This is a genomic window from Micromonospora sp. NPDC050686 (genome assembly GCF_040654475.1).
GTDB lineage: Bacteria > Actinomycetota > Actinomycetes > Mycobacteriales > Micromonosporaceae > Micromonospora.
In genome coordinates this window covers 1-19,371 of sequence record NZ_JBFAID010000007.1, presented here as the reverse complement: position 1 = coordinate 19,371, position 19,371 = coordinate 1, and the positions used below count along the sequence as shown (strand labels likewise).

Genomic DNA, 19,371 nt, shown 5'->3' with positions numbered 1-19,371 from the left:
CCATCGAGAGGAACCTCGTGAAACCCATCGCCCACCCGACACCGGACACCCAGGCGTGGTTCGACCTCATCGACCAGGGCCGGTTGACCGTGCCGCGCTGCCTCGACTGCGGGGACGCCTTCCTCTACCCGCGGATGTGCTGTCCCGCGTGCGGATCGCGCTCGGTGGAGCTCGCCCCCGCGAGCGGACGCGGCGTCGTCGACTCGTTCGTCGTCAACCACCGAGGGCCGGCCGCCTTCGCCGGGGAGGTGCCGTACGTGCTGGCCCTGGTGCGGCTCGAGGAGGGCCCGCGGATGACGGCGAACGTGATCGTCGACGACCCCGCACGCGTGCGGGTCGACCTGCCGGTGGCGGTGACCTTCGAGCAGCGCGGGGCGCGCCGGGTCGTGCAGTTCGTGCCGGCGGAGGTGGCGTGATGGGTCTGCGTGGCGCGATCGCCATCGTCGGGGCCGCCGAGAGCACCGACCTCGGCAGGATCCCGGACAAGTCGGCCCTCCAGCTGCACGTCGATGCCGCCCTCAACGCGCTGGCCGACGCGGGGCTCAAGCCCTCGGACGTCGACGGGGTGGCGTCGGCTGGTGAGCTGCCCAACGACGTCGCCGACTACCTCGGCATCGTCCCGGACTATCTCGACGCCACCAACGTCGGCGGGTGCTCGTACATGCTCCACGTGCGCCACGCGATGGCGGCGATCTCCGCTGGCCTGTGCCAGACCGTGCTGGTGACCCACGGGGAGTCCGGCCGGTCCCGCGTCGGGATGCAGCCCTGGGCGCCGGCCGCCCAGTCGATGATGGGTCAGCTCGAAGTTCCCTACGGGCCGGTGGGCGCACCGTCGCTGTTCCCCATCGGGGTACGCCGCTACATGGCCGAGTACGGCATGACCGAGGAGCAGTTCGCGATGGTCCCGGTCGTCCAGCGGGAGTGGGCCGCGCGCAACCCGAGGGCGAAGCTGCAGGCTCCCATCACCGTCGACGATGTGCTGGCCTCGCCGGTCATCGCCGACCCGGTCCATCTGCTGCACTGCTGCCTGGTCACCGACGGCGGCGGCGCCCTGGTGCTGACGTCGGCGCAGCGGGCGCGGGAGCTGCACCCCCGGTTGCCGGCGGTGTACGTCCTGGGCGCCGGCGAGTCGAGCGAGTCCTCGGTCGTGTCGGGGCTGCGGAGCCTGACCTCGTCGCGTGCCATCGAGCGCGGTGGCCGGGCAGCCATGCGCCAGGCCGGGATCGGCCACGCCGACGTCGACCACCTGATGATCTATGACGCCTTCGCCCACGTCCCGCTCTACGGCCTCGAGGACCTGGGTTTCGTCGGTCGTGGCGAGGCGCCCGCGTTCGTCGCGGACCGCAACACCGCCCCCGGTGGCCGGCTGCCGCTGAACACCAACGGTGGCGGGCTGGCCTACACGCACACCGGGATGTACGGGATGTTCGCCATCCAGGAGTCGGTCCGGCAGGTGCGCGGCACGGCAGCGGCGCAGGTCGACGGCGTCGACGTCAGCGTTTGCACCGGGGTCGGCGGCATGTTCATGACCTCCGGGACCCTCGTCCTGGGAAGTGAGTCCGCCCTCTAATTCCATAGGTTCAGAGTTCGCCGGGCGTGCGGGATCGTGATGCGCCGGACCCCGGCCGGGTCGCGGTCAGTGCGCCTCCGGCGGGGGCGCAACGACAGGCGGCGCAGGATTCCCTAGTCGGTCAGCCGGCGGATGGCCAACAAAGCGATGTCGTCATCCGGGTGCTCGGCGTCGAGGGTCGCCATGACGGCCTGACACACGGTCTCGACGGGAGCCAGCGGAACGGCGGCCATCAGACGGGCGATTCCGGCATCGAGCAGCTCGCCGCGGCGTTCGACGAGCCCGTCGGTGTAGGAGACAAGGACCGCACCGGGTGGAAAATCGACGGCGGTCGTGTGCCGCTGCGGCTGCCGGGGGCCGGTGCCGAGCGGGGGGTCGACGTGTGCGGGAAGCATGATGGTCGGCTGGCCGGGAACGGCCAGGACCGGCCGAGGGTGTCCGGCGACGGAGACGTGCATGGTGGAGGCGTCCGGAGAGATCATCGCGTACAACGCGGTGGTGAGATTGCCGGCCTCGAAATGAACCACCTTCCGGTCGAGGAGGGTCAGTGCCTCCGCCGGGTCGTCGCAGACCAGGGCGTACGCGCGAAGCGCACTGCGGACCCGTCCCATCACCACCGCGGACGGCAGTCCGTGACCCGACACATCACCGATGACCACGCCCAGCCAACCGGAGGGGAGGCTGAACACGTCGTACCAGTCACCGCCGACGCCGGAGGCGTGACCCGGCACGTACCGGCCGGCCAGCTCAAGGCCGGGCGCCTCGGGCAGTTCGGTGGGGATCAGGCTACGTTGCAGAGCCAGGGCGGCGGCCTGGTCCAGCGTGTTCGCGCGGGCCCGACTGGCCAGGCTGATCCGGTCGGCGACCAGTTCCAGCAGGCGGACGTCGTCGGGGGTGAACCGGCGCGGCGTGAGGGTGCCGACGTGCAGGACGCCGACAAGTTCGGCGCGCGCGATGATCGGTACGCCCAGCAGGGACTGGACACCGGTTTGCAGCAGGATCGGGTTGACCACCTTGTCCGAGGTGACCTGCTCGATGGTCACCGGCTGCTGGGTCAGGGCGATTCGGCCGGCGAATCCCCGACCGACCGAGACGCGGAAGCCCTGCCGAACCTCCTCCTCCAGCCCCTTGGATGCGGTGGCCACCAACTGCCGGGCGCGTACATCGAGCAGCAGGATGGCGGCCGTGTCAACCTGCATCAGGTCGCGGACCCGGTCGAGTAGCTCGTCGAACAGGTCGGCGGCATCGAGTCGAGACAGGGCGGCATCGGTCACCGCCTCAATGCGGCGCAACCGCTGCTCGCCTCCCAGGCTCTCCGCGCGAACCATCCCCGAATCGTAGTTGCACCTCCGCCACTTCTGACGCCGCGGGGGGCGGGATTAACCAGGCCAAAAGGCCCGGCGGACGCAGATCCGAGGCGCATCGGCCGGTCCAGCCACTCGGACGGTGGTAGAGGGTCACGGCTCTGCGGCGTCAGGTCGTGAGCGCGCCCGCCAGCTCACGCCACGCGTCGAGCGGGATCGCGTGGTCCGACCAACTGCCCGCCGGATCGAGCAACTGGATGCAGACGTGATCGGCGCCGGCGTCGAGATGCGCTCCGGCGCGCCGGACGACCTGGGCGGGATCACCCCAGGCGACCAGGGCGTCGACGAGCCGATCCGAGCCGCCGTCGGCCAGGTCCCCGGCCGTGAAGCCCTCACGCAGCCAACTGTTGCGGTAGTTCGGCTGGGAGAGGTACGGCGCCAGGTAGCGGCGTGCCGCCTGCCGAGCCCGGTCCGGGTCGGAGAGCAGGAGAGCCATCTGGGTGGGCGCCAGGAAGGCGTCGCCGAGGCGGCCGCGCGCGGTGCGGGTGTGCGCTGGCGTGGTCAGGTACGGGTGCGCTCCGGCCGCACGTTCCGCCGCCAGGTCGAGCATCTGCGGCCCGAGCGCGGCGAGCACCCGTTCCGGGCGGCGTGCGCCGGGGGCCTGGGTCCGGTCGAGCCCGTCGAGGAACTCCCGCATCCGGGTCAACGGTTTGTCGTACCGTCCCGCGGTCCGGCGCTCGACCAGTTGCTGGTGGCTGACCCCGAGGCCCAGCAGGAACCGGGCCCGGCCTTCCGCCGGCAGCCCGGCCAGCCGGGCAGCCAGCTGGGCCGGCGTCATCTCCCAGATGCTGAGGATCCCGGTGGCCACGGTGACGGTGCTGGTCGCGTCCAGCAGGGCGGTGATCCGGTCGAAGGGGTCGCCGGTGCCGCCGGTCATCCACACCGCAGAGACGCCCATCTCCTCAAGCGCCGCGACGGCGTCCCGTGCCTCGCCGCTGGGCCGCAACCGCAGTCCGGTCGCCCAGGCTCCCCAGGGACCTGCCGGCAGGCTCACCGGGACGCCTCGTGCTCGGCGCTCAGCACGGAGCCGTGGGCGAGGTCGGCGGTCCAGGAGACGAAGCGCCAGCCCTGCGGGGTGCGCCGGAACCGACCGGAGTAGGTGCCGACGACGATGTGCCCACCGCCGCCACGGCGGTAGTACGCGATGCCCTTGAACGTCCCGGATGCCTCGTCGTCGTGCAGGCTCAGGTCGCTGTTGGTGAAGGTGTGGAAGATCCACGGCATGGAGGTCCGGAGGCGCTGGAACTGCTCGCGGATCTCCGCGTGCCCCCGGCAGGGTGGACGGCGCGCGTTGATGCTGTAGACGCCGTCCGGGACCCAGAGCGCGACCAGTGCGTCGAGGTCCTCGTGGCTCTGGCCGTTCCACCCGCCGTCGCAGAGGCGGTGGTAGCGGGCCGCGAGGCCCTCGATCGCGCGAAGGTCCTCGAGCCGGCGTACTCGCTCGGCGAGCTGCTGGTGGGCGGGGTCCGCGGTCATGCCGACTTCTCGTCCGCGGGCAGGAAGCGGACCAGGGCGCTGCGGACGGCCCGGCACACCAGGACACCGTGCTGGTTCAGGCCACGGTGCTCGAGGGTCACGATGCCCTGGCCGGGGCGGCTCGCCGAGGGACGCTTGGGCCCGATCTCGGTCTCGCAGTACACCGTGTCGCCGATGAAGACCGGTGCGGGGAAGGTGATCTCCCCGAACCCGAGGTTGGCGATGGTGGTCTTCTGGGTCAGGTCCGGCACGCCGACGCTGCACACGATGCTCAGGGTGAGGAGGCTGTTGACCAGCCGCTGCCCGAACTCCGTCTCGGCGGACTTCGCCGCGTCGAGGTGCAACGTCTGGGTGTTGAGGGTCATGCCGCAGAAGAGCACGTTGTCGGCCTCGGTGATCGTCCGGCCGGGCTCGTGCCGGTAGACGTCCCCGGGGATCATCTCCTCGTAGTAGCGGCCGCGGCGGGTATGGATGGTCACGGGATCTCCTCCTGGGAGGTTTCGGTGGTCGCGGCGACGAGTCGCGACCGGTGGTCCGGGTGGGCCACCGCGGCGAGAGCCGCGGCTCGCTCCGCGACCGTGCGTCCGCGGAGCCAGGCGACGCCGTACTCGGTCACGACGGCGTCCGGCGTGTGGCGGGCCAGGGAGATCAGGCCCGAGCCCAGCCGGTTGACGATCCGGCCGCGCCGGCCGTCGGGGGTGGTGGACGGCAGCGCGATGATCGACAGACCGCCGTCGGATCCGAAGCCCGCCTCCACGAAGTCCGCGCTCCCACCGATGCCGGACACCTGGCGGTCCCCGACCATCTCGGCGCTCACCTGACCGGCGAGGTCGACCTCGATCGCCGAGTTGACCACGACGAGGCGCGGGATGCGCGCCAGCACGTGTGGGGCGTGCGAGACCCGGCTGTTCCGCAGCACGATCGCCGGGTTGTGGTCGGCGAAGGCCATGAGCGAGGCGGTGCCCATGAGCTCGGCGGCGAGCACCCCGGGCCTCGGATCCGTGCTCCATGGCACGACGCCGGCGGAGAACAGCGGCACCATCGCGTCGTTGGCCATCCCCACGAACCGCACCCCGCGGAGGTCGCCGTCGGCGAGGAACGCCGTGAGCGCCTCGGGGACCGCCCCGATCCCCAGCTGCAGGGTCGGCTCCGCCGGGAGCAGTTCGAGTACGTGCGCGGCGATCCGGTCGCTCACCTCGTCGCGGGCGGCGGCCGGAAACACGCACATCGGGTGCTCGGCCTCCACCAGCCGGTCGATGCGGTCGACGTGCACCATGGTGTCGCCGTGCGTACGCGGGACGTCGCGGCTGACCTCGGCGAGCACCAGTCGAGCGCGCGCGACGGCGTGGTGGACGTAGCTCGACGAAGGGCCGAGGCTGCACCAGCCGTTGCGGTCCGGCGGCGAGACGCGGATCAGGGCGACCGAGCTGTCCCAATCGTCCAGCAGGCCGGGCACCGCCGACGCCCGGGCGGGTACGTAGTCCACGTGCCCGGGGCGCAGCGCGGCGCGGGCCGGACCGTAGGGGTGCCAGGTGCGGTAGGGCAGGTGGCCCGCCGTGGAGGCGTCGAGGAAGGGGTAGGACCCGAGCTGCAGGCCCGAGCACAGGCGGGGGGAGTCGAGGAGGTCGGCGAGCCGGCCGAGGGCCGAGAGCAGCGTCTCGGGCGTGCCGCAGCCGGGCGCCGCGACGATCGTGCTCCCGGACGGGATCGTCCGGATGGCCGCGTCGGGCACCACCGTCCTCGGGAGCTTCATCGCACCTCCGAAAGACATCGAGGGAACGCGCGGCCACACAGGCCGTGCGGGCGAGGTCACCGAGACTAGTGCGCGGAACGAAGTTAAGCAAATGCTTGATTGAGTGTTGACAGATGGAGTGTGACGGAGCTTACGATGCCGTAAAGCGAACGCTTGATTCGAGCGCCGCGAACGCCCACTTCCTCTGGAGGGGAGTGCCCCTGTGCAACTCCTGGCACAACAGCTCGTCAACGGGATCGCGCTGGGATGCGTGTACGCGCTGTTCGCGATCGGATTTGCCCTCATCCTCGCGCGGATGGGCATCCTCAACGTGGCCCACGGGACCTTCGCCACCTGGGGTGCGTTGTCGTCGTACTGGCTGGTCGCCGAGCAGGGCGTCAACTTCTGGGTGGCCGCCGCGGCGGGGATCCTCTTCGCCGGCGCCCTCGGGGTCCTCGCCGACACGCTGGCCTTCGCGCCGCTGCGCCGGCGCAACGCCGGCGCGTTCGCCCCGATCATCGCCAGCATCGGCGTCTGGATCGTGCTGCTGACGGTCGCCGAGGCCTTCGCGGGGCCGACCACGACGAGCTACCCGGCCGACGCGGTGCCGACCACCCCGATCCGCGTCGCGGGGCTGGTCGTGCTCCCCGCGCACCTGCTGAGCATCGCGGCCCTGGTGGTCACGGTCACCGCCGTCCACCTCCTGCTCAACCGCTCGCGCTTCGGCGCAGCCGTACGGGCCGTCTCGGTGGATCCGCGCTCCGCCACGATCGTCGGTGTCGACGCCCGCCGCACGCTGGTCGCCGTGGCGTTCATGGCGGCCGGGGTCGCCGGCCTGGCAGGCGTGCTGGCCGCCCTGTCCGACAACAACGTGTCCTTCGGCGTCGGCGAGGCCCTGCTGCTCAAGGGGTTCGCGGCCGTCGTCGTCGGCGGTTACGGCGACATCCGCGGCGCCGCGGCGGTCGGCGTCGCGATCGGTGTACTCGAGGTCCTCAGCTCGCAGTACATCTCCTCCGGCTTCCGGGACGCGATCACCTTCGGCGTGCTGCTGCTCGTGCTCGTCGTCCGGCCCCAGGGCATCTTCGGCGAGCGCCAACTCGTCCGCGCCTGACCGCAACCAGCAAAGGGTCCTCCATGAGCACAACCGCTTGGCTCACCACACTCCAGTTCGCGGGCGTGAACGCGCTGTTCGCACTCAGCATCTACGTCAGCCTCTGGACCGGCGTCCTCAGCCTCGCGCCGATCTTCTTCGGGTCGGTGAGTGCCTTCACCTTCGGCTATCTCGCCGGAGCGGTCGGCCTGTCGCCCCTGCTCGGCCTGGTGTTGGGTGTCGTCTTCGGTGCGGGCCTGGGCGCCGTCACCGCCGCGCTGGTCGTCCGCCTGCACAGCCACTACCTCGCCATGGCCACCATCGCGATGGTCCTCATCGGTCGGGTCCTGATCGTCAATCTCTCCGACCTCACCGGCGGAGCGGCCGGCACCCTCGTACCGGGCGAGCTGGGCACCTGGGCGTGGCTGATCGGCTGCCTGGTCGTCGCGGGCTTCGTGCTGGCCCGCCTGGCCAAGTCGCGCTTCGGTTTCGCCGCGGCGGCGGTCCGGGAGGACCCGGCGGTCGCGCAGACCCTGGGCGTCGCACCGCGCCGGATCCAACTGGTCGGCTTCGTCATCTCCGGCGCCCTCGGCGGCACCGCGGGCGTGATGCAGTCCAGCTTCCTGCAGTACATCGGGCCCGACACCTTCTACACCCACCTGGGCTTCGTCACGCTCGCCGCGGTGGTGCTCGGCGGAGCGTTCCACTGGGCCGGGCCGATCGTCGGCGCCGTCGCGTTCACGATCCTGCCCGAACTCCTACGGGACGTCCTGGGCGAGTACGACCGGGTGGTCACCGGCGTCCTGCTCGTCGTCATCATCATCTACCTGCCGCGTGGCCTCGTGGACCTGCGCCGGCTGCGCCTGTTGCGCGCGCGGTCACGGGCCGACTCGCCGACCGGCGTCAGCCGCCCGCGCGGCACCGTCGCACAGAAGGTGGCGTCATGAGCCTGCGTACCCCGTCCCCCGAGGCCGCTCGCGGGACACCGGCCGCCGAGGAGACGCCGGCTGTCGACATCGTCGGTCTGACCAAGGCGTTCGGCGGGTTGACCGCGGTCTCCGACATCACCATCCGGGTGCCGCACCGGCGCATCCACGGCATCCTCGGCCCCAACGGCGCCGGCAAGACGACCGTGCTCAACCTGGTCACCGGGTTCATCCACCCCGACGACGGCGCCATCTCCGTGTTCGGCGACGAGGTGACCCACCTGCCGCCGTACCAGATCGCCCGGCGCGGGGTGGCGCGGACGTACCAGAACATCCGGCTGTTCGCCGGGATGACCGTCCTCGAGACCGTTGTCGCGGGCGCGTACCTGCGCAGGTCGTCCACGCTCGCCGGTGCCATCTTCCTCAGCCCCGGCGAGCGCCGGGAGCGGCGCGAGGTCCGGGCGCGCGCCCGCGAGCTGCTCGACCGGGTGGGGGTCCGCGCCGACCACGACGCCCTGGCCGAGACGCTGTCCTACGGCGACCAGCGGCGGGTGGAGATCGCGCGCGCCCTGGCCACCGAGCCCCGCGTCCTCCTCCTCGACGAGCCGACCGCGGGCATGAACGACGCCGAGTCGCAGGAGGTCGGCGAGCTTCTGGTGGAGCTGCGGGACAGCGGGCTGACGCTCATCCTCATCGAGCACAACATGCGGCTCGTGGAGGACTTCTGCGAGTCCGTCTCGGTGATGAACTCCGGCGCGATGCTCTCGCAGGGTGCGCCCAGGTGGTGCCTGGAACAAGACGACGTGAAGGAGGCCTACTTTGGAAAGCGCTCCGATGCTGCGCGTATCGCTACTCTCCGCCGCGCACGGCGCGGTCCAGGCGGTTCGTGAGGTCGACCTCGCCGTCGACCAGGGATCACTGGTCGCCCTGATCGGCTCCAACGGCGCCGGGAAGACCACCACGTTGCACAGCATCGCCGGTCTGCACCGCCCGTCCGCGGGCACGGTCACCGTCGGCGGGCGGGACATCACCGGGTGGAACTGCCACAAGGTGGTCCGCGCCGGAGTGGCGCTGGTCGCCGAGGGCAGACGGATCGCTCCGCCGCTCACCGTCGAGGAGAACCTCGACCTCGCGGCGTACAGCGGGCGCAGCGACAAGGCGAAACTCCGTGAGCGGCGCGACGAGGTGTTCGAGCTGTTCCCGCGCCTGGCCGAGCGACGCCAGCAGCTCGCCGCGCTGATGAGCGGTGGCGAGCAGCAGATGCTCGCGTTCGGCCGGGCGCTGATGACCGGCCCAGACGTCCTGCTCCTCGACGAGCCCTCGATGGGCCTGGCGCCGTCGATCGTCGACGTGATGTTCGAAACCATCGCGCGGCTGCACTCCTCGGGCGCGACCATCCTGCTCGTCGAGCAGAACGCCGAGCTCGCGCTCGCGGTCAGCGACCACGTCTACGTGATGCAGCGCGGTCAGATCGTCGCCTCGGGCCCGCCCGACGAGGTGCGCGACCGAGGCGAGGTCATGTCAGCGCTGTTCGGCTGACGTTCCGATGAACCGGCCGGCGTCGCCGGCCCCGACTGACAGGAAGGTCCATGAGCGAAATCAGGCTCGACGGGCGGGTCGCGATCGTGACCGGTGCCGGGCGCGGCCTCGGGCGGGAGCACGCGCTGCTCCTCGCGTCCCGCGGCGCCCAGGTGGTGGTCAACGACGTCGGTGGCGCGGACGCCGCCGAGGCCCCGCCCGCCCAGCAGGTCGTCGACCAGATCCGGGCGGCCGGCGGCGCGGCGGTCATCGACGCCACCGACGTCGGCACCCCGGAGGGCGCCGCGCGGGTGGTCGACCTCGCCACCTCGACGTACGGCCGGCTGGACATCCTGGTCAACAACGCGGGCATCCTGCGCGACCGGTCCTTCGCCAAGATGTCGGCCGAGGAGTACGAGGCCGTCATGCGGGTGCACGTGGGTGGAACCTTCTGGATGTCCAAGGCCGCCTGGCCGGTGATGGCCGCTCAGGGGTACGGGCGGATCGTCAACACCACGTCTGCCGCGGGACTGTTCGGCAACTTCGGTCAGGCCAACTACGCCGGCGCGAAGGCCGGGATCATCGGCGTCACGAAGACCCTCGCGATCGAGGGCGCCCGCAGCGGCATCCGGGTGAACGCGATCGAGCCCGGTGCCCGCACCCGGATGACCGAGAACCTGCTCGGGGACCTGGCCGACAGCCTCGACCCGTCGCTGGTCGCGCCGCTGGTGCTGTGGCTCAGCGCGCCGGAGTGCGAGTCGACCGGCGAGGTGTACAACGTCGGCGGTGGGCGGGTCGCCCGGGTAGTGGTGGCCCAGACCCGGGGACTGTTCGCGCGTGACCTAACCGGGGAACAGGTGCGCGACGCCTGGCCGGAGATCAACGACGAGTCCACCGCGACCGTGGTCACCGACTTCCGGCAGGAGTTGGAGATCCTCACCGACCTGCTGGGTCGCTGAGGCGGCGGAGCGGGTGGCCGCGGGCGCTGGAAAAAAGCAAGCACTTGCTCAACAATCGAGCAGTTGCTTTACTGACGCCGGTGCCCGCGCCCCCGTGGACCGCCAGCAGAGCGAGCAAGTCTCCCGCGGGTGGGCCGCGGGCGTGCCGAGGAGGAGCCGTGCCCGAGCTACGAGACCCCGACCACGAGCTGATCGCCCGGGCGATCAGGGACCGGCTGGCGGACTTCGACGACGACTACTGGCTGGCCTGCGACCGTGCCCACCGGTTCCCGTGGGAGTTCTTCTCGGCCATGGCCAAGGACGGCTGGGTGGGCATCGCGGTGCCCGAGCAGTACGGCGGCGGCGGCCGGGGGGTGACCGAAGCGGCGATCCTGCTGCGTGAGGTGGCCGCCTCGGGCGCCGCGATGAACGGCTGCACCGCGCTGCACATGAACGTCTTCGGTCTCCAACCGGTGATCAAGTACGGCAACGAGCGGCTCAAGGAGACCTTCCTGCCCAGGGCCGCCACCGGCGACCTGCACGTCGCCTTCGCCGTCACCGAGCCCGACGCCGGGACCGACACCTCCCAGATCAAGACCCGGGCGGTACGCGACGGCGAGAACTGGCGCATCAGCGGCCAGAAGATCTGGACCAGCAAGGCGCTGGAGTCGTCGGTGGCGCTGCTGCTGGCGCGGACCTCGCCCGCACCCCCGGAGCCGGAGCGGCGTTTCGAGGGCCTGAGCCTGTTCCTCGTCGACCTCGACCCCGACCACGTGCACATCCGTCCCATCCCGAAGGCCGGACGCAACGCCGTGGCCAGCTGCGAGACCTTCTACGACGACCTGCCGGTCGAGGGCTGGCGACTGGTCGGCGAGGAGGGCAAGGGCTTCAAGCACATCCTCGCCGGCCTGAACCCCGAGCGGGTGCTCATCGCCGCGGAGGCCGTCGGCATCGGCCAGGCCGCCGTCCGTCTCGCCACCGAGTACGCCAAGGTCCGGCGGGTCTTCGACCGGCCGATCGGCAGCAACCAGGCGCTGAGCCACCCGTTGGCGGACGCCTACGCCCGGCTCGAGGCGGCGTGGGAGATGACCCTCGTCGCCGCGGCCAGGTACGACGCCGGACTCTCCTGCGGAGCGGAGGCCAACATCGCGAAGTACCTCGCCGCCGACGCCGGGTACCAGGCCGCCGACCGGGCGGTGCAGACCCACGGGGGCCTCGGGTACGCGCAGGAGTACCACGTGGAGCGCTACTGGCGGGAAGCACGGATCATGCGGCTGGCGCCGGTGAGCCAGGAGATGTCGCTGAACTTCATCGCCCAGCAGGTGCTGGGCCTGCCCCGGAGCTACTGAGATGCGCCGCTTCGAGGGTCAGGTCGCCTACGTGCTGGGTGGCGGCAGCGACGGCCCGACGCGCCCCGGCGAGACCCTGCCGATGGGCAACGGCCGGGCGATCGCGCTCCGGCTCGCGCAGGAGGGCGCCCGCGTCGTCGTCGGCGACAAGAACCTCGACCGTGCGCGGCTGACGGTGGAGCACCTGGCCACCCCCGGCCTCGCGGTCCGGGTCGACGCCGGGGACCCGGGCGACTGCGCGGCAGCCGTGGCCCGAGCGGTCGAGTTCGGCGACGGGCGCCTCGACGTCGTGGTGTGCAACGTCGGCATCTCGGGGCGCGAGCCGATAAAGGTGCAGAGCCTGCCGGACTGGGACCTCGCCACCGAGGTGAACGTCCGCTCGCACTGGCTCACCGCCCAGGCCGCGCTCGGCGGCATGCTGGACCGCCGGCGGGGCGTGTTCGTCTTCGTCGGCTCCACCGCCGGTGTGCTCAGCAGCCGCCGGTCCCTGTCCTACGAGGCCACGAAGGCGGCCCAGCTCGGCGTGATGCGGCACGTGGCGGTCCGGTACGCCGACCGCGGCATCCGCGCCAACGCGGTGGTGCTCGGCAACATCGACTCCGCCCTGGTCCGGCGGGAGTTCGGCGACGCCGGGACGGCACGCGGAAGCGTCGTGCCGATGCGCCGGGAGGGGCGGCCCGAGGAGGTGGCGGGAGCGGTGGCGTTCCTCGCCAGCGCGGATGCCGGCTACGTGACCGGCCAGAGCTTGCTGGTCGACGGCGGGGTGAGCGCGGCGTGGCCGGTGCCACCCGCGTCGCCGGTCGAAAAGGAGGAGCAGCGATGAACGGGTCCGTGGTGGTCAGCGGCGTCGGGATGAGTCCCTTCGGCAAGTTCCTGGACAGGTCGATGAAGGAGCTGGCCCGCATCGCCGTCGACGCCGCGCTCGCCGACGCGGGAATCGGCGTCGGCGACGTCCAGGCGATGTTCTTCTCCAACGCGTTGGCCGGCCTCATCACCGGGCAGGAGTGCATCCGAGGCGAGGTGGTCGGCTATCCGCTCGGTCTCGCGGGCATCCCGATTCACAACGTCGAGAACGCCTGCGCCTCGGGCGGCAACGCCCTGCACCTGGCCTGGCTGGCGGTCGCCTCCGGCATGCACGACACGGTGCTCGCCCTCGGCGTGGAGAAGGCCAACCACGCCGACCGGCAGCGGATGTTCAGCGCGTACTCCGCCGGCGCCGACGTGGAGGAGGTGTTCAGGACCGGCGACGGTGCCGGAGTCGACCGCAGCCCCTTCGTCGACCGCCAGGCCGCGCTCGCCTCGGCGCTCTTCGACGAACGTGGCGTCACCACGCAGGGCCTCGCCCGGATCGCCTCCCGTTCCCTGCAGAGCGCCCGGCTCAACCCGTACGCCCACCGCCGGTTCGGTGCGGCACCGCAGGAGGTGCTCGCCGCCCGTACCGTGGTCGCGCCGCTGACGGTGCTGATGAGCTCGCCGGTCAGCGACGGCGCCGCGGCGGTCGTGGTGACCAGCCGGCCGGCGGCGGTGGCCTCGGGCCGGTCGGTCCGGATCCTCGCCTCCCAGCTGCGCACCCGGCCGCCGAAGGACCGCCCCGACGCGCCCAACGCCGTCGAGGCGGCCTCGCGGGCGGCGTTCGAGCAGGCCGGCCTCGGGCCGCAGGACATGGACTTCGCCGAGGTCCACGACGCCTCGGTCGCCTACGAGCTGATGGCCTGGACCGACGTGGGCCTGTGCCCGCACGGCGCGGAGCAGCGCTGGATCGACGACGGCGTCACCGAGGCCGGCGGGCGGATGCCGGTCAACCGCTCGGGTGGGCTGGTGGGACGCGGGCACGCGCTCGGCGCCAGCGGTCTGGCGCAGGTCCACGACGTGGTGGGCCAGCTCCGGGGTGAGGCCGGGCCGCTGCAACTGCCCGGGCCGACCCGGCGCGCGGTCGTCCAGATCGGCGGTGGCGTCGTCGACTGGCTGACCGCCGCCTCCACCGTGCACGTGCTGGGACGTGACTGAGATGGCCGTCCCCGTCATCGACGCGCACATGCACGTCTGGGACGCGTCCTGGTTGCCGGAGGGACTGCGCCGGGCCTGGGCCCGCCAGGGCGCGGGACGCCGGCTGCCCGAGCGCGACCCCGAGGACCTGCTCGGGCACGTCGCCGTCGGCCAGAGCGACCCGGACGCCACGCTCACCATGGCCGCCTTCGACCGGGCCGGGGTGGCGGCCGGACTGGTTCCGGTCGTCGACTGGACGATCGTCGGTGCGCCCGCCGGAGCGCACCTGCCGATCGCGGCGCTCAACGCCCGGTACGAGCGGCTGTCCCAGGCCCATCAGGGCCGGCTGTACTTCTGCGCCGGTCTGGACCCGCGGCACCCGGACGCCCGGGAGCTGTTCTCGGCGGCGCTCACCCACGAGCACTGCACGGGCTTCAAGCTCTATCCGGCGGCGGGCTGGGACCTTCAGGACCCCGCGTACGGGTGGCTGTTCGCCGAGCTGCAGGAGCGCCGACTGCCGGTGGTGATGCACTCCAGCCCGCTCGGCGGTGACCCGTTGCAGGTCGACCGCTGCCGGCCGGCGCGGATCGCGGCGCTGCTCGCGAGCTATCCCGGCCTGCGCCTGGTCTTCGCCCACGCCGGGCTGGAGGCGTGGTGGGCCGAGGCGCTCGACTGCGCGACGGGTTGGCAGCACGCCTACCTCGAGCTGTCGCTGTGGCAGCGGTGCGCGGCGGAGGACTACCCGGAGTTCCGTCGCCGGGTGCGCCGGATGCGCGCGCAGCTGGGCGCTCACCGGCTCATCTTCGGTTCGGACATCATCCGTGGTCCACGCGAGGACCCCGACGGTGCGCACCTCGCGCGTTGGGTCGGCATGGTGCGTGACCTGGCCGCGCCGTACGCCGGGGCCCCGGCCGTCCTCAGCGTGGAGGAGCTCGATCTCTTCCTGGGAAGCAACGCAGTTCGTCTTTACGGCCTGAAGGAGTACGCATGACCGAGGAGACACTCGGAGAGGTCTTCCGCCGGGCGGGCAGGCGGTTCGCCGGCAACGTCGCGGTCACCGCGATGGGGGAGCGGCGCACGTTCGCCGAGGTGATCGAGAACGGCTGGCGGCTCGCCCACGTGCTTCGGGACCGCGGGCTCGAGCCCGGCGCCGCGGTCGCCGCCATGCTGGGCACCCGCATCGAGTCCATGGAGGTCTACGTCGGTCTCGCCCTGGGCGGCTACACCGCCGTGCACGTCAACGACCGGCTGACGGCCGCCGAGGTCGACTACATCCTGCGCGACTCCGGGGCCGTGGCCCTCGTGCACACCGACGGGGTCAGCCCGGTCGCCGCCGAGCTGACCGCGACCGAGGGGATGGCCGCCTGGATCGCGATCGGCGGCCAGCCGCCGGCCGGGGCGACGGGGTTCGCCGCCGCGCTCGCCGCGGCCGACGCCACCCCGCTGCCGATCGACCGTACGCTCGACGACATCGCGCTGGTGGGCTACACCAGCGGCACGACCGGGTTTCCCAAGGGGGTCCAGGTCAGCCACCGGGCGGTGGTCAACTGCATCAAGCTCGTGCCGGCCGCCTACCGGCTTCCCCTGCAGGGGCACGCCGCCTTCCCGGGTGGGTGGTCGTTCGTGTCCGGTCTGTGGGGCGTGATCTTCCCGCACTTCTACACCGGGGGCACCGTCGCCTTCATCCCCGGCGCCAGCCCCCAGGAGTGGGGCCGCCACATGGCCGAGCACAGGGCGACCTTCACCCTGGGGCTCACCCCGCTGATCCCGGGCCTGCTCGGGGCGCTCGAGGCCCACCCGGAGGCGCTGTCCACCCTGCAGACGGTGCTGCACTCCGGCGGTCCGTTGCCTCCCGAGCTCGCCCGCCGCCTGGTCGACGTGATCGACGACCGGTTGGTGGAGACGTGGGGGATGACCGAGGTGGTCGGTCCCATCACGATCACCAACCGCAGCGACTGGACGGGGCACTCGACGGCCCGCGACATCTTCGGCTCCGTCGGGCGGCCGCTGCCCACGGCGTCGGTGCGGGTGGCCGACCCGGACGGACGCACCCTGCCCGACGGCGAGGTCGGCGAGCTGGTCATCGAGGCCGACACGATGTTCTCCGGCTATCACCACCAGCCGGAGAGGACCGCGGCGGTGCTCCGCGACGGCGAGTACTTCACCGGTGACCTCGGGTACCGCGACGAGGCCGGCTACTTCTATCTGACCGGCCGGGCCCAGGACCTGATCATCAGTGGTGGCGCGAACGTCTACCCGGCCGAGGTCGAGCGGGTGCTGCTGATGATGGACGACATCGTGGACGCGGCCGTCTTCGGCCTCGCCGACGACACGTGGGGCGAGGCCGTGTCCGCCGCGGTCGTCCGGGCGCCCGGCTCGGCGGTGACCGAGGACGACGTCCGGCGGTTCGCGCGTACGCAGCTGGCCGGCTACAAGAAGCCGGTCCACATCTTCTTCACCGACCAGCTTCCATGCAACGCGAGCATGAAGGTCATGAAGCACGTCTTGAAGGAGCGCTTCGCCGCCCAGGCGAAGACCGGAACGGAAGGAGCGCCGGCATGAGGAAGCTGGGAATCAGCGAGTTGTTCCCGGGAACGGGCCCACGCTCCGGAAGCTGGTCGAACGACGCGGCCCAGCTCATCGAGGAACTGGGGTACAACTCGGTCTGGCTGCCGGAGCACGTGGTCTTCTTCCCGTCGTACCGGTCGCGGTACCCCTACGAGTCGGGCGGCGCCACGGAGGTGCACCGCACGCTGGGTGTGCACGACCCGTTGGTGGTGGCGGCGTCGATCGCGGCGAGCACCAGCCGGCTCCGCATCGGGACGTACGTCTTCGTGGTTCCCCAGCGGAACCCGATCGTCACCGCGCGGCAGGTCGCGAGCGTGGACCAGCTCAGCGGTGGGCGTTTCGAGTTCGGCGTGGGTGTCGGGTGGTCCGAGGAGGAGTACGCGGCCCTCGACGTCCCGTTCGAGCGTCGTGGCGCCCGGATGAACGACTACCTCGCCGCGATGCGTGAGCTGTGGTCGCCGAAGGAGATCAGCGAGTACCGCGGCGAGTTCGTCGAGTTCGAGCCGCTGCACTGCTTCCCCAAGCCGGCGCAGGAGCGGCTCCCGATCATCGTCGGTGGCAACTCGGACTCCACCCTGCGGCGGATCGTGAAGTACGGCGACGGGTGGGCAGGGTACAGCCGGACCCACGAGGACATCCGGATCTTCGTCGAGCGACTCGGCGAGGCGATGGACGCGGCGGGTCGGGACATGGCTGAGCTGTCGCTCAAGGTGGGTCGACGCAGCAAGGGCTCCACGGAGAAGGACTGGGAGGACGATCGCGCCTACCTCGACGAGGCCTTCCGGCTGGGAATCGACGAGGTCGTGGTGTCCCCCCGCATCGGCGACGAGAACTACGAGCGGGACATGCGGCGGTACGCCGACATCATTGGACTCTGACGATGGTTCCGCCTCCCGGTGAGGTGCAGTAGAGTGAAGAAGTGCAGCAAGCGCTTGATTGATTGGAGTGGTCCATGACAACGAAGGTGGACGAGGCAGGGGACGCCGCCGATGTCGACTACCTGATCATCGGCGCGGGGGTGTGCGGGCTGTACCAGCTCCGCCAACTGTTGGAGATCGGCGCCGACGTCCGGGTCGTCGACGCCAACGCCGGCCTCGGGGGCACCTGGTACAAGAACCGCTACCCCGGGTGCCGCTTCGACTCGGAGTCCTACACGTACCAGTACTCCTTCTCAGAGGAACTGCTCCGCGAGTGGGACTGGACCGAGAAGTTCGCGGCCCAACCCGAGACCCTGTCGTACCTGGAGTACGTCGCCGACAAGTTCGACCTGCGCCGACACATCACCTTCAACGCGAAGGTGGTGCGCGCCGAGTGGTCCGAGGACGACTGGCGGTGGACGGTCTCGTTCGAGGGCGGGATGCAGGTCCGCGCGAGGTTCGTGCTCTACGCGATGGGTCTGCTCTCCGTCCCGACCTACCCGCGCGTGGCCGGTCGCGGCTCGTTCCGGGGATTGGAGACCCACACGTTCGACTGGCCGGAAGGCTACGACGTCACCGGCAAGGCGGTCGCCGTCATCGGAACCGGTGCCAGCGGCGTCCAGGTCATCACCGACGTCGCCGACAAGGTCGAGCGTCTCTACGTGCTCCAGCGGGACGCCAACTGGTGCGCCCCCCTCGGCAACGCGCCACTGAGCCCCGAGGACATGGCGGAACTCAGAGCCAGGTACGACGAGATCTTCGCCTGGTGCCGGGAGACGCCCGCCGGCTTCATCCATCGCCCCGACCGGACGCTGTCCACGGACGTGAGCAGGGAGGAACGCCTACGCCACTGGGAGGAGCTCTACCACGGACAGGGCGCGGGGCTCTACATGGGCAACTACCGCGACTGCATCATGGAGCCCGGTCCGAACCGCGAGCTGTCGGAGTTCGTCGCCAGCAAGATCCGCCAGCGGGTCGAGGACCCGGAGGTGGCCGAGCTGCTGATCCCCAAGGACCACGGCTTCGGGACCAAGCGGGTCGCGGGTGAGTCGGGGTTCTACGAGGTCTTCAACCAGCCGAACGTCGAACTGATCGACCTGATGACCCACCCGATCCAGGCGGTGACCGAGACCGGGATCCGCCTGGACACGGGTGCTGGCGAGGTCCGCGATCTCGAGCTGGACGTGATCGTCTACGCGACCGGCTTCGACGCCGTGACGGGACCGTTCGACCGGATCGACATCATCGGCAGCGGCGGCGTCCGGCTGAAGGAACGCTGGAAGGACGGACCGGAAACCTGCGTCGGCGTGCAGGTCTCGGGCTTCCCCAACATGTTCATCCTCGTCGGCCCCCAGTCCGGCTCGGCCACCGCCAACTTCCCCCGGGGGATCGAGGACGTGGTGAACTGGATGACCGAAACCGCACGCTACGTCCAGGAGAACCGGATCGGACGCTTCGAAGGACGCCGCGACGCTGAGCTGGACTGGGTCGAGCACGTGCGTGAGGTGAACGCCAAGCTTCTCCTGTCGCAGACCCAGTCGTGGTTCAACGGCCACAACATCAACCTGGACCGCGACGAGCGCCCACGCGTGATGGTCTATCTCGGTGGGGCGCCTCGCTACCGCCGCCGTCTGCAGGCCGAGGTGGAGGGCGGATATCCGAGCTTCCGGCTGGCGGTCGACCCCAGGATCGCCGAACCGGCGCGCGTGGGCGCGGTTTGCGCGGACGACAGGTGACCAAGCGACCGGTCGGGTGCGCGGGCATGCGGCCACCACGACCGAGAGAGAACTTCCGACAAGTGTCCGTAGTACTGGTAGCCGCCTGGGGTGCCTCAGGCGGAGAGAGGGTCGTCGAATCGCGATGAATATCGTCGTACTCGTCAAGCAGGTGCCTGATTCGGGCGCGGACCGCAGCCTGCGTGTTGACGACAACACTGT

The 19,371-nt window shown here is 71.2% G+C and carries 19 protein-coding genes and 1 pseudogene; 15 read left to right on the top strand and 5 right to left on the bottom strand.

Annotated elements, in window-relative coordinates; translation table 11 throughout:
- Positions 1-17 precede the first annotated feature (17 nt).
- Both AB0H57_RS08470 and AB0H57_RS08465 read left to right on the top strand, forming a co-directional pair.
- On the top strand, positions 18-416 hold the full coding sequence (locus tag AB0H57_RS08470) for a Zn-ribbon domain-containing OB-fold protein (RefSeq protein WP_357504044.1): 399 nt from the start codon (positions 18-20) through the stop codon (positions 414-416).
- A complete protein-coding gene (locus AB0H57_RS08465) occupies positions 416-1,570 on the top strand; it encodes a thiolase (RefSeq protein ID WP_357504042.1) in 1,155 nt (384 codons plus the stop codon). Before AB0H57_RS08470 ends, AB0H57_RS08465 begins: the two co-directional genes overlap by 1 nt.
- A 113-nt stretch (positions 1,571-1,683) precedes the next feature.
- On the opposite strand, the gene AB0H57_RS08460 is transcribed toward AB0H57_RS08465, so the two are convergent.
- From AB0H57_RS08460 to AB0H57_RS08440, 5 genes are all read right to left on the bottom strand, one after another.
- Positions 1,684-2,898 carry a GAF domain-containing SpoIIE family protein phosphatase gene (locus AB0H57_RS08460; RefSeq protein ID WP_357504040.1) on the bottom strand — a complete coding sequence of 405 codons (1,215 nt, stop codon included), beginning with the start codon at positions 2,896-2,898 and terminating at the stop codon, positions 1,684-1,686.
- A 145-nt stretch (positions 2,899-3,043) separates the two neighbouring features.
- The gene (locus AB0H57_RS08455; RefSeq protein ID WP_357504038.1) at positions 3,044-3,928 is read right to left on the bottom strand and encodes a TIGR03620 family F420-dependent LLM class oxidoreductase; all 885 of its coding nucleotides are present in this window, start codon (positions 3,926-3,928) and stop codon (positions 3,044-3,046) included.
- On the bottom strand, positions 3,925-4,410 hold the full coding sequence (locus AB0H57_RS08450) for a nuclear transport factor 2 family protein (protein ID WP_357504036.1): 486 nt from the start codon (positions 4,408-4,410) through the stop codon (positions 3,925-3,927). Before AB0H57_RS08450 ends, AB0H57_RS08455 begins: the two co-directional genes overlap by 4 nt.
- Positions 4,407-4,889 carry a MaoC family dehydratase gene (locus tag AB0H57_RS08445; protein ID WP_357504034.1) on the bottom strand — a complete coding sequence of 161 codons (483 nt, stop codon included), beginning with the start codon at positions 4,887-4,889 and terminating at the stop codon, positions 4,407-4,409. Before AB0H57_RS08445 ends, AB0H57_RS08450 begins: the two co-directional genes overlap by 4 nt.
- Positions 4,886-6,163 carry an acetyl-CoA hydrolase/transferase C-terminal domain-containing protein gene (locus tag AB0H57_RS08440; RefSeq protein ID WP_357504032.1) on the bottom strand — a complete coding sequence of 426 codons (1,278 nt, stop codon included), beginning with the start codon at positions 6,161-6,163 and terminating at the stop codon, positions 4,886-4,888. Before AB0H57_RS08440 ends, AB0H57_RS08445 begins: the two co-directional genes overlap by 4 nt.
- Positions 6,164-6,365: 202 nt before the next feature.
- Here AB0H57_RS08440 and AB0H57_RS08435 point away from each other — a divergent pair, with 202 nt between their 5' ends.
- The 13 genes and pseudogenes from AB0H57_RS08435 to AB0H57_RS08375 all read left to right on the top strand — a co-directional run.
- Positions 6,366-7,253: a branched-chain amino acid ABC transporter permease gene (locus tag AB0H57_RS08435; protein ID WP_357504030.1), complete on the top strand. Its 888-nt coding sequence runs from the start codon at positions 6,366-6,368 to the stop codon at positions 7,251-7,253.
- 23 nt (positions 7,254-7,276) lie between these two features.
- Positions 7,277-8,179, top strand: a complete 903-nt coding sequence (locus tag AB0H57_RS08430; protein WP_357504028.1) for a branched-chain amino acid ABC transporter permease — start codon at positions 7,277-7,279, stop codon at positions 8,177-8,179.
- Positions 8,176-9,048: an ABC transporter ATP-binding protein gene (locus tag AB0H57_RS08425; protein WP_357504026.1), complete on the top strand. Its 873-nt coding sequence runs from the start codon at positions 8,176-8,178 to the stop codon at positions 9,046-9,048. The genes AB0H57_RS08430 and AB0H57_RS08425 overlap by 4 nt, the downstream gene beginning before the upstream one ends.
- The gene (locus AB0H57_RS08420) at positions 8,993-9,697 is read left to right on the top strand and encodes an ABC transporter ATP-binding protein (protein ID WP_357504024.1); all 705 of its coding nucleotides are present in this window, start codon (positions 8,993-8,995) and stop codon (positions 9,695-9,697) included. The genes AB0H57_RS08425 and AB0H57_RS08420 overlap by 56 nt, the downstream gene beginning before the upstream one ends.
- A gap of 50 nt (positions 9,698-9,747) precedes the next feature.
- A complete protein-coding gene (locus tag AB0H57_RS08415; protein ID WP_357504022.1) occupies positions 9,748-10,635 on the top strand; it encodes an SDR family NAD(P)-dependent oxidoreductase in 888 nt (295 codons plus the stop codon).
- 158 nt (positions 10,636-10,793) lie between these two features.
- On the top strand, positions 10,794-11,963 hold the full coding sequence (locus AB0H57_RS08410; protein ID WP_357504020.1) for an acyl-CoA dehydrogenase family protein: 1,170 nt from the start codon (positions 10,794-10,796) through the stop codon (positions 11,961-11,963).
- Between the two features lies 1 nt (position 11,964).
- On the top strand, positions 11,965-12,786 hold the full coding sequence (locus AB0H57_RS08405) for an SDR family NAD(P)-dependent oxidoreductase (protein WP_357504018.1): 822 nt from the start codon (positions 11,965-11,967) through the stop codon (positions 12,784-12,786).
- Positions 12,783-13,970 carry a thiolase family protein gene (locus AB0H57_RS08400; RefSeq protein WP_357504017.1) on the top strand — a complete coding sequence of 396 codons (1,188 nt, stop codon included), beginning with the start codon at positions 12,783-12,785 and terminating at the stop codon, positions 13,968-13,970. The genes AB0H57_RS08405 and AB0H57_RS08400 overlap by 4 nt, the downstream gene beginning before the upstream one ends.
- Before the next feature lies 1 nt (position 13,971).
- Positions 13,972-14,940: an amidohydrolase family protein gene (locus AB0H57_RS08395; protein WP_357504015.1), complete on the top strand. Its 969-nt coding sequence runs from the start codon at positions 13,972-13,974 to the stop codon at positions 14,938-14,940.
- Positions 14,937-16,511: an AMP-binding protein gene (locus AB0H57_RS08390; protein WP_357504013.1), complete on the top strand. Its 1,575-nt coding sequence runs from the start codon at positions 14,937-14,939 to the stop codon at positions 16,509-16,511. The genes AB0H57_RS08395 and AB0H57_RS08390 overlap by 4 nt, the downstream gene beginning before the upstream one ends.
- Positions 16,508-17,395, top strand: coding sequence for an LLM class F420-dependent oxidoreductase (locus tag AB0H57_RS08385; RefSeq protein ID WP_357504011.1), 888 nt, complete (start codon positions 16,508-16,510; stop codon positions 17,393-17,395). The genes AB0H57_RS08390 and AB0H57_RS08385 overlap by 4 nt, the downstream gene beginning before the upstream one ends.
- 74 nt (positions 17,396-17,469) lie before the next feature.
- Positions 17,470-19,170, top strand: coding sequence for an NAD(P)/FAD-dependent oxidoreductase (locus tag AB0H57_RS08380; RefSeq protein ID WP_357504009.1), 1,701 nt, complete (start codon positions 17,470-17,472; stop codon positions 19,168-19,170).
- Between the two features lie 124 nt (positions 19,171-19,294).
- Positions 19,295-19,371: pseudogene (locus tag AB0H57_RS08375) on the top strand (electron transfer flavoprotein subunit beta); the annotation flags it as partial.

Coding starts and splice junctions, on each gene's coding strand:
- AB0H57_RS08465 (WP_357504042.1), top strand. CDS start 416: ATGGGTCTGCGTGGCGCGATCGCCATCGTCGGGGCCGCCGAGAGCACC.
- AB0H57_RS08460 (WP_357504040.1), bottom strand. CDS start 2,898: ATGGTTCGCGCGGAGAGCCTGGGAGGCGAGCAGCGGTTGCGCCGCATT.
- AB0H57_RS08450 (WP_357504036.1), bottom strand. CDS start 4,410: ATGACCGCGGACCCCGCCCACCAGCAGCTCGCCGAGCGAGTACGCCGG.
- AB0H57_RS08440 (WP_357504032.1), bottom strand. CDS start 6,163: ATGAAGCTCCCGAGGACGGTGGTGCCCGACGCGGCCATCCGGACGATC.
- AB0H57_RS08430 (WP_357504028.1), top strand. CDS start 7,277: ATGAGCACAACCGCTTGGCTCACCACACTCCAGTTCGCGGGCGTGAAC.
- AB0H57_RS08425 (WP_357504026.1), top strand. CDS start 8,176: ATGAGCCTGCGTACCCCGTCCCCCGAGGCCGCTCGCGGGACACCGGCC.
- AB0H57_RS08420 (WP_357504024.1), top strand. CDS start 8,993: ATGCTGCGCGTATCGCTACTCTCCGCCGCGCACGGCGCGGTCCAGGCG.
- AB0H57_RS08415 (WP_357504022.1), top strand. CDS start 9,748: ATGAGCGAAATCAGGCTCGACGGGCGGGTCGCGATCGTGACCGGTGCC.
- AB0H57_RS08405 (WP_357504018.1), top strand. CDS start 11,965: ATGCGCCGCTTCGAGGGTCAGGTCGCCTACGTGCTGGGTGGCGGCAGC.
- AB0H57_RS08400 (WP_357504017.1), top strand. CDS start 12,783: ATGAACGGGTCCGTGGTGGTCAGCGGCGTCGGGATGAGTCCCTTCGGC.
- AB0H57_RS08395 (WP_357504015.1), top strand. CDS start 13,972: ATGGCCGTCCCCGTCATCGACGCGCACATGCACGTCTGGGACGCGTCC.
- AB0H57_RS08390 (WP_357504013.1), top strand. CDS start 14,937: ATGACCGAGGAGACACTCGGAGAGGTCTTCCGCCGGGCGGGCAGGCGG.
- AB0H57_RS08385 (WP_357504011.1), top strand. CDS start 16,508: ATGAGGAAGCTGGGAATCAGCGAGTTGTTCCCGGGAACGGGCCCACGC.
- AB0H57_RS08380 (WP_357504009.1), top strand. CDS start 17,470: ATGACAACGAAGGTGGACGAGGCAGGGGACGCCGCCGATGTCGACTAC.